11 protein-coding genes and 2 tRNA genes are annotated in these 8,187 nt (G+C 31.1%); 6 read left to right on the forward strand and 7 right to left on the reverse strand.

All coding sequences use genetic code 11. From position 1 onward, the window contains the following. Window positions 1–16 precede the first annotated feature (16 nt). Both GA0061074_RS08785 and GA0061074_RS08790 read left to right on the forward strand, forming a co-directional pair. A tRNA-Asn gene (locus GA0061074_RS08785) sits at window positions 17–89 on the forward strand. Between the two features lie 5 nt (window positions 90–94). Continuing rightward, window positions 95–167, forward strand: a tRNA-Thr gene (locus GA0061074_RS08790). 75 nt (window positions 168–242) lie between these two features. Here GA0061074_RS08790 and GA0061074_RS08795 read toward each other — a convergent pair. From GA0061074_RS08795 to GA0061074_RS08825, 7 genes are all read right to left on the reverse strand, one after another. Continuing rightward, window positions 243–1,334, reverse strand: coding sequence for a site-specific integrase (locus GA0061074_RS08795; protein WP_092464004.1), 1,092 nt, complete (start codon window positions 1,332–1,334; stop codon window positions 243–245). A 161-nt stretch (window positions 1,335–1,495) separates the two neighbouring features. Beyond that, a complete protein-coding gene (locus GA0061074_RS08800) occupies window positions 1,496–2,647 on the reverse strand; it encodes a helix-turn-helix domain-containing protein (RefSeq protein ID WP_092464007.1) in 1,152 nt (383 codons plus the stop codon). Window positions 2,648–2,720: 73 nt separating this feature from the next. Further along, window positions 2,721–4,229, reverse strand: coding sequence for a glycosyltransferase family protein (locus GA0061074_RS08805; protein ID WP_092464010.1), 1,509 nt, complete (start codon window positions 4,227–4,229; stop codon window positions 2,721–2,723). Window positions 4,230–4,309: 80 nt separating this feature from the next. Next, window positions 4,310–4,516, reverse strand: a complete 207-nt coding sequence (locus GA0061074_RS08810) for a hypothetical protein (RefSeq protein WP_092464014.1) — start codon at window positions 4,514–4,516, stop codon at window positions 4,310–4,312. 532 nt (window positions 4,517–5,048) lie between these two features. Continuing rightward, window positions 5,049–5,801 (reverse strand): hypothetical protein, encoded by a 753-nt coding sequence (locus GA0061074_RS08815; RefSeq protein ID WP_092464017.1) that lies wholly within the window; start codon window positions 5,799–5,801, stop codon window positions 5,049–5,051. Between the two features lie 99 nt (window positions 5,802–5,900). After that, on the reverse strand, window positions 5,901–6,278 hold the full coding sequence (locus GA0061074_RS08820; RefSeq protein ID WP_092464020.1) for a hypothetical protein: 378 nt from the start codon (window positions 6,276–6,278) through the stop codon (window positions 5,901–5,903). 3 nt (window positions 6,279–6,281) lie between these two features. Continuing rightward, window positions 6,282–6,632: a helix-turn-helix domain-containing protein gene (locus GA0061074_RS08825; RefSeq protein ID WP_092464023.1), complete on the reverse strand. Its 351-nt coding sequence runs from the start codon at window positions 6,630–6,632 to the stop codon at window positions 6,282–6,284. Window positions 6,633–6,891: 259 nt separating this feature from the next. Between GA0061074_RS08825 and GA0061074_RS08830 the strand changes: the two genes are divergently transcribed. The 4 genes from GA0061074_RS08830 to GA0061074_RS08850 form a co-directional block, all read left to right on the forward strand. Further along, window positions 6,892–7,179 carry a hypothetical protein gene (locus GA0061074_RS08830; protein ID WP_092464026.1) on the forward strand — a complete coding sequence of 96 codons (288 nt, stop codon included), beginning with the start codon at window positions 6,892–6,894 and terminating at the stop codon, window positions 7,177–7,179. Between the two features lie 250 nt (window positions 7,180–7,429). Beyond that, entirely contained in the window at window positions 7,430–7,657 is a 228-nt protein-coding gene (locus GA0061074_RS08840; RefSeq protein WP_092464033.1) for a hypothetical protein, read from the forward strand. Between the two features lie 16 nt (window positions 7,658–7,673). Beyond that, on the forward strand, window positions 7,674–7,946 hold the full coding sequence (locus GA0061074_RS08845) for a hypothetical protein (protein ID WP_092463935.1): 273 nt from the start codon (window positions 7,674–7,676) through the stop codon (window positions 7,944–7,946). Window positions 7,947–7,980: 34 nt separating this feature from the next. Beyond that, a partial coding sequence (locus tag GA0061074_RS08850) for an antA/AntB antirepressor family protein (protein WP_208855586.1) occupies window positions 7,981–8,187 on the forward strand: 207 nt, incomplete at its 3' end.

Here is an 8,187-nt window from a genome sequence, read left to right on the forward strand (position 1 = left end):
TTGCGATGCATATCATTCCGAATTAGCTCAGTTGGTAGAGCACACGACTGTTAATCGTGCTGTCGTCGGTTCGAGCCCGACATTCGGAGTAATTGCCGACTTAGCTCAGTTGGTAGAGCAACGGTATCGTAAACCGTAGGTCGAGGGTTCGAATCCCCCAGTCGGCATGCGATGACTCTTACAACCCTTGATATCAAGGGATTTGTAAGAGTATTTTTTTGTTTTGTAGCACTTTTGTAGCACTAAAGATTATTTAGTAGTTCCATTGACTTGTTTGTTTGGTCATTTCTTTGAGTTTGTAGCAAATGAGTGTAAACTGAAAGTGTAATATCTATGCTCGAATGACCAAGTCTTTCAGAAACATATTTTACATCAACACCTTGAGATAATAACCAACTAGCGTGTGTGTGACGAAGTCCATGAAATGTAATCATTTTATCAGAGTTAATTTCTTTTAGATTACGTGTCAGCTGTTTATTAGCTGCTTCATTTGTAGGAGGATAATTGTTAGATCCAGTAAATACGAATGTAGTATTTTGATGTAAGTTATACCATTCAGTTAAATCTTTAATTAACACGTCAGGAACATCAACTTTTCTAGTTGATGTTTTAGTTTTAGTTGGCTTAAATAATTTACGTGGACTATCCCATGTCTTATTAATTGAAATAATACTGTTATTAAAGTTAATATCGGACCATTCTAGCGCCGCAATTTCAGAGTAACGACATCCTGTGTGAAGGCCTGTTAAAATCATCATATCCGTAACTGGACGTTCTCCGACGGGACGAGAGACTATATTAGTAACCAATGACTTCATTGTATCTGCTTCTAGAAATTTTAAATTTCTGTCTTTTCCATCAAGCCCGGTTGTATTAGTACCTTTAGTAAAATCTTTTATAATAACATCCTCTGCAATAGCTGAATTAACCATCTGATGAACATGCATTTTTATTTTTTTAGTTGTCTCTATTGCATATTTTTCTCCCATTTCATTTAAAAATTTTTGAAAACGAGCTCTAGTCATATTTTCAATTGTGACATTTTCAAATGCATTGTGTAGATGTTTGCTAGTTAATTTATACCACCTGACTGTAGAATATGTTACGAATGGTTTTTTATATATTTCAAACCATTTATCAAAATAAACGGGAAATGGTGTTTTTGTATTAAATGTAAGTGCATGTTTTTGTTTTGCTACCTCCATTTCGTTGGCCCATCCCTGTGCTGCTGATTTTGTTTTGAAACCGGATTTTGTTTTTCTACGGCGCTCACCATCTTTCAATACGAAAACGTTGGCAGTCCAACTTTTACCACGCTTATAAATACTTGCCATTAGTTTAAACCTAACCTTTCTTGTTTAAAATTAGACAGTTTATTGACTTGTCTGGGTCACAACACAATATTAATAGACTTTTTTATAAGGAATTTTCATTCGTTTATATGCTGCTCTAATTGAATTTTCAGAACCGTTATTGATGATAGCCACAATTTCTTTCATTGTATGATTTCCCCTAAATTAACTAATTCATCATAAGTTTTTCCAAAATAAGAATGTGACTTGGCATGAATTTGTCCTTTTCTAACTCCTGTCGCTTTTTTTGCGGAAATATGTAATTTTCCTAAAATAGCACGTATTGAGGTTATTTTGAGACCAGTAATATCAGACAATTCATAAACAGTATGTTGTGCAGCCATCTCTTGCCACCATTTAGAAGTCCGATTTGTTTTTGCACCAGTTCCTCGAGAAATAGGTATATTATTTTTTCCAATTAATTCAATCAAAAATGCTTTTGACACATGGTGTTTATCTGCAACTTTTTGTACTCCAAAGGAATTTATATCATCTATTAGTAATTCTTTTTTATCTAAAAGGGCTTGCTTTTTTCGATCAGAACTGTTTTTTATCAGAGCATGTTGATTTCTAATTTGTTGAACGCGTTGCCTACTAATATTTAATGTTTGTGAAATTTCTAAATCAGTAAATCCTAGAGAATATAGATATTTTGTCATATCAGTATTATTTTCAAAATTTTTTGAATTTATTTTAGTTAGTGATTTAAAAAACTTTTTGTTATTTTTTTTTGCAATTATATTGTTTTCTCGAAGAATAGCTTGAACTTGTTTTTGTGATACGTTAAACATTTTAGAAATTTCATATGTAGTGTGAGTAGGTGCTAATTTAATAGCTTCTTTATGCCAAGGGGTATCTCTTGTTTTCTTAGTAAGGCACTTGATATTATTTGTTTTGAAAAAATAACGTAAGTTAGCTATAGGAATATCTAGTATTTTTGCAATTTCTGTAGCAGTATGATCGGATGCTAGTGTTCGTGCCCTAGATTGCCACTTTAACTTCTCTGATTTATCAATAACAGGTTTTGGCTTTATATCATATCTAAAAAGATAAGATTGTATATTATTTTCTGACTGATCAACAATTTTTGATAATTCTGCTAATGTGTGTGTAGTAGCTAATTTCTTAACTGTTTCATGCCATTCTTTATGGACACCAGACTTAACATTTATGTTATTTTTTTTAACCCATTTAGCAACAGAACTATAAGTAATTCCTACTTCATTTGCAATTTCTGTCATGGTTAGTCCTTTATCGGCCAATAATTTGGCCTTATCTTTCCATGTATTAGTCATTTAAGTGTCTCCTTTCAAAATTTGAATTTTTTTGATTATTCTTATGTATGCCACCAGTAGGGTGGCTTTTTTATTAATCACTATTTTTTACGAACATATTATCTGTAAAATAAACATTTAAATATATACCAGATAACAGTATTATTTGTGGTAAGAATTGAATTAAATATCTACTTCTGCCACCTTCAAAGAGTAGAAGATACATTAATGAACCAATAATTGATAATTTTAATATCATTATGATAGATTCTAATTTTTGGGGTGATTTATATCCCAAGGTTAAAATTACGAGCAAGATGATCCATACAATCTGTGAAATAAAAAAATAATCAAGTAAATGTGAACCATTTGGGTAAACAAGCTGTTGTAACCTGTTAGTTGCAGGAGCAAGTATAAAATTACCTTCTTGTAACCATCCAAAAGAACCATTTGATGTATTGTTGGTATTTTTCTTAAGTGCAAATTGTAAATAACCCCAAAGCCCATAATTATGCAGCGTATCTTTTATATGAGTTATTGTATATTTTTTCTTTTCTTTTTGTGTTTTTAATGAATTGGTTTCTGTGGTTAGCTGTAAGTTATATCCTCCATTACCAACCATGCCCATGGCAAGAAATAATTCTGGAGGCTTTCTCATGCTTGAATTAACCTTAATATATTTTTGATTGTGTAGGTAAGTATTGTATGTTTGCTTAACACCAATAGCTGAACCAAAACTAACTAACAAGATTAAACTAATATAAGCTACTTTTATTTTTTTATTTTTTAATAATAAATAAAATATTTCAATAAGAATAATAGCGACAATGAATATTATAGATGATGGTTTAAGTAAAAAGGATAGTGCTCCAAATGTTCCGGTTAATAATGAACCTAATAATTTCACATATATATTATTGTTTTTTTTAGTAACTAAGTATCCTAAGAATGACAAACTAACTAAAGGTAATACTAATACGTCAGTATACGGAACGATTATGTAAGGAAAACAGCCCAAAAGTAGTAGGGACAGTACCCAAGTTGTGTACATACTAGTTTTATTTATATACCTAGCTGTAAGTATAGTAATTATAAAGCCTAGATCAGTACTTATTAGCGACATGATATTAAATGAAATCCAATTTGACCCAAAGTAAGTTCCCCAAAAACGTTCTAAAAATAGAAGTGGTAAATTATTTGGATTATAGCTAAAATAATTGGGAATTGAAACATTATGCAATACTGTGCCTACAACACCGCCTACATCAAATCCGATTGGTGTGGTTGTTTGAGTTATGAAAATTATTTGTCCTATTATTAACAGAAGTGACCAAATGAACAATAAAATTAACTTGTAGTTCAATATCGCAGGAATTACTTTATCATTAATTAATGACTGAACTCTGTTTGATACAAAATATATAATTACACATAGTGTGAACAGTATTATAATTTTGAACAGTTTTGGTGATACTGCAGTTATATTTAAATGAGTTGATCTAATTGCGCCGATAAAGATTAATGCCATTAAAATTAAAAATATAATATTAATGGCTTTTTTAAAAAGGTTAAACGTGGTTGATTTCATTTTAATTTTATTCATAATAACTACTCAATAGTTCCTTGTACATATCTTTACAGATAGCTATTTTAATTTTATTTATGCTTTAATATATGTGTTTTTTATTTATGTTCTTTTTTCTTGATGAAGTAACCAGCAATTATTAAAATAACTAACATGGCGAGTATAGCAATAATAAAATGATCTAAGAAAAAACCGATGATACTAGTAATAATCACAGCTAATATTAACCAAGGTATCAAAGCCCAGAGACCTTCTAAGATAATAAAAAATAATGCAATAAAGCCAATTATTCCAAATATAATCATAATTCATCACTTCCTTTCAACTATGATTATAAGATTTTATAACGTGATATAATATAGTTACTAATAATATACGTTGTATAGTATAAAAAAGAGCACGGAATATCTAAAATATTAAATGATTATATTCATTTAACAACTGTTGAATTTTTTATTAAATACTGGATTGGTTGCTCAGCCATTGTGGTAATTTTTATAGCATTGTTAATACTTATTTTTATATGTTCTAATAAAATTCATAAAATCAACTCCTAATGGAGTGATTTGTACATAATATGACGGTTCAACTGAAGGTTGATTTATGATACCTGTTAAATTTTGTATTCCTTTTATTCATGCTTCCATATCCATATTGTTTTCTTAGCGTGAATCCTTTCTGCACACATACCACCAGCATAGTGGCTCTTTTATCTAAAAATAATCTTTTTCTGTTATACTAAACTTGTAAGTAAAAGCGCACGAAACGCTTGTTAATATGAGATTGCACATATCCTGTCTGTTTGGCGATAGAAGGGGATATGTGTTTTTTATTGTCTTAGTTTTCAATTTTAACTTGAGTAGGATCTAAAATTCTATTGACTGCAATCTTAGTATTACCAACATAGTATTCCATAGTAGGAGCACCATCTGTGGTGTTTTGATAAGTATCAACTAATTGTTTATTAATGCTGTTAATTAATGATTTTATCTCCATATTTGTACCATTAATAGCAGAACTATCTAGTTGGATATTAAAAATATTATGGGAAACTTCATTAAAACTCTCAATAATATCAACACCAGAAGATTGCTGAGTTGATTGATTTAACTCGTCTTTTTTTGCGTTCAACGCATCAATAGTTTTTTGATGGGCACTAGTTCCACCACTTATAATATTTAACTTTTTAATATATAGGTTAATTATTTTAGCACCATCAATATTTTCCTTTTTTGCTTGTAGCGTAACTGTTGCTTGGGTACCGTCTTTTAGCTTATTAAATTGTTTTTTTGTAGCAAGAATTGACATATTATCATTTGTTGATGTTTTAACTGTTACCACTTTATGCCCCTTTTTTGAGAACCAAGTGTTTTGATTAGTAAATTCAACATTAGTTTTATAATATCCTGGCTTTAAACTACCATTACTATCTGAAGATGTTAAATCATTGATATCAATGTTTTGGACTTTATTTTTGTCAGCAAATACACTACTTGATGAATTATTAGAAAAATTAACAATATTTGTAGCCCCAAAGGTCATTAAACCCGAAGTTAGCGTAACAAAATATGCTTTTGTAATTCTATTCATTTATCCATACTTCCCCAAAGCTTTTAACGTGAATCCTTTCTGCACGTAAATATATGTATGCCACCAGCAAGGTGGATTTTTATTTTAGTATAGTAAAAACTAAGTAAATGCCGTAATTATTTCATCTTTAAAGTAACTAGGCGTTCCAGTAGCCATCACAAATTTTAACCAATCTTGACAGCCTTCATACCATTGCCATCTGTTCAATAAATAGTGAAATGATAATTGATGTGATTCTTGCTCATCAAGATTAAGTACATCATATTCTTTAAATCTTCTATGATGATTGTATTCAGCATGTACTTTTTCTTCGGAAAGTTCGAATAGGGAAACCGTATCTGGATTACAAATAATCACTTTTGATTTAGGGCTAGTTATTGCATGTAAATAGGCTAGGGGCGCAGCTTCAATTGAAAAACCAATTTTTTTAATTTCAGTAATGATATCCTCAAATATCCATTTTTGAATTTCTTCCATAAACTAATCCTCTTTTCGAGGATATTTAGCTAGAACAGCTTTGATAATAGCCCAATCTTCATCCGTTATTGGTCTACCGCCTGCAGAAACTAACTCATAACGTTCATCATCCGATACTTCTCGTAGATCTAACACGCCATCTTTTTTAGTAGGGTGCATTTCATCAGTATTACCTAGAAGGTAGTCTATTGATACACCTAGGACGTCGGCAACAGCTTTTATTCGGTCTATGCTTGGTTTTTTATTTTTCCAGCCATAGATAGAATTTATACCAATTCCAGCAGCAGTGGCAGTTTCTTGCAAACTCATTCCACGTGTTTTTGCAGCTTCTTTTGTTCTTTCAAATATTGTCATATCAAGAGGTTCTCCATGATTGTTAAATTCATTTTATTCAATTGAGTTATTTAGCGTTGACATTTTTATTCGATTGAGTGATAATGAATTCATCAAGTAATTGAGCAACAAAAAACAGACCTAAAATAATCAAAGCTTTGGCGAGCAAATATTGATAAATAAGGGTTCTGTGTTTGTTTTTCTATGCCTTTATATTACTCTATCGAGTAAAAATATGCAATAACTTGATAATAAATAAACAGAAAGGGAGGTGATTTAAATGGTAAATGATTTAGTTTATGTAGCTGGTCAACTAATCGGTGTTGTAGTTGATGAATATGAGCAAACAAAAACACTACTGATTCGCAAAGCAATCAAAACTTATACGGTTTATGCAAACGATCATGAAGAAATGTCAGAGATTGCTTTATGTGAAACAGCAGTGTTTGTTAATCAGAAATATTTAGAAGAAATTGATGCAAAATTTATGCCATCCAATAAAGAATCAATAGAAACCATTGACTCTATTGACGGCCGAGAGCTTGTTTTCAAACTTCTTAACATGTAATTCAACAAATTCGTCATCAATAGATTGCGTAATACATTCAATCAAATAATAAGGCGATTTGGGATCAGCAGTATGTAAGAGTTGACCAACTTGAGGTTCGATTGGAAGAAAATTAATGGTAGGGCCATTGTGTCTTCCATTTAAGACAAGTGTATATTTTACCATTTTAACAACTCCTTTCATTAATGTAGGGAAGTGTTGCGACACTCACAAAATAAATATTATCACAAATAAACAAAGGAGGTTGCTTATGACGGCAACAACAATTGAAGAAGAGCAAGATGCTCTAAAGCGCAAAGTAAAAAAGCGTATCGAAGATGAGATGTGGGAGCGAAGAATTGACCGACAGGGGGACCTTGCCGAAATGATTGGTGAAGGTGTTAGTCAGACGAATAGGGCAATCAATGGTGAGACTTCACCTAAATCAAAGGCAATTCGTAAGAAGATATTCACATTGTTTAATATTACAGACTTATAAGGAGAAGTAATAATACATGAACGAAGAAATTAGTAAAGTAATCAAAAATAAATATGAAGAAATAGAAATCGATTTAACAAAACATAATGTTGAAATTATTTCAGAAGTAGATGGAACAACTAAAGTCATTGTTGATGGTGAATCATTACAGTTTGTTAAAAGAATAAGTTTTGAAGGGCTATTTATGAACGAGTGGGAAGATGCAAAAAGAAAGACCCTTAGGGTAATTATTCATTATCCCGGAGGGTCTGACATACCGCCATCATTTCTACCGTATCTTAGTAAATGAAACGTAATTATCCATAAATAAGGGAGAATTAAAAATGAATAATGAATTAATCAAAGTTCAAACGAATGAACAAGGTGATCAACTAGTTAGTGCTCGTGAATTATATAAAGGTTTGGGAATTAAAGAGAGATTTAGTCTCTGGATTGCTCGATACAAGGATATGTATGTTGAAGGTGTTGATTTTACAAGTGTAGGTTTACCTACGGTTGTAAATAATGGGGCAGTAAGGACGCTTCAGGAC

Origin of the sequence: Weissella bombi (assembly GCF_900094835.1) — a bacterium.
Classification (GTDB): domain Bacteria; phylum Bacillota; class Bacilli; order Lactobacillales; family Lactobacillaceae; genus Weissella; species Weissella bombi.

Excerpts from the sequence above, each read along its gene's own strand:
- GA0061074_RS08795 (WP_092464004.1), bottom strand. The coding sequence starts at position 1,334 with ATGGCAAGTATTTATAAGCGTGGTAAAAGTTGGACTGCCAACGTTTTC.
- GA0061074_RS08800 (WP_092464007.1), bottom strand. The coding sequence starts at position 2,647 with ATGACTAATACATGGAAAGATAAGGCCAAATTATTGGCCGATAAAGGA.
- GA0061074_RS08805 (WP_092464010.1), bottom strand. The coding sequence starts at position 4,229 with ATGAATAAAATTAAAATGAAATCAACCACGTTTAACCTTTTTAAAAAA.
- GA0061074_RS08810 (WP_092464014.1), bottom strand. The coding sequence starts at position 4,516 with ATGATTATATTTGGAATAATTGGCTTTATTGCATTATTTTTTATTATC.
- GA0061074_RS08815 (WP_092464017.1), bottom strand. The coding sequence starts at position 5,801 with ATGAATAGAATTACAAAAGCATATTTTGTTACGCTAACTTCGGGTTTA.
- GA0061074_RS08820 (WP_092464020.1), bottom strand. The coding sequence starts at position 6,278 with ATGGAAGAAATTCAAAAATGGATATTTGAGGATATCATTACTGAAATT.
- GA0061074_RS08825 (WP_092464023.1), bottom strand. The coding sequence starts at position 6,632 with ATGACAATATTTGAAAGAACAAAAGAAGCTGCAAAAACACGTGGAATG.
- GA0061074_RS08830 (WP_092464026.1), top strand. The coding sequence starts at position 6,892 with ATGGTAAATGATTTAGTTTATGTAGCTGGTCAACTAATCGGTGTTGTA.
- GA0061074_RS08840 (WP_092464033.1), top strand. The coding sequence starts at position 7,430 with ATGACGGCAACAACAATTGAAGAAGAGCAAGATGCTCTAAAGCGCAAA.
- GA0061074_RS08845 (WP_092463935.1), top strand. The coding sequence starts at position 7,674 with ATGAACGAAGAAATTAGTAAAGTAATCAAAAATAAATATGAAGAAATA.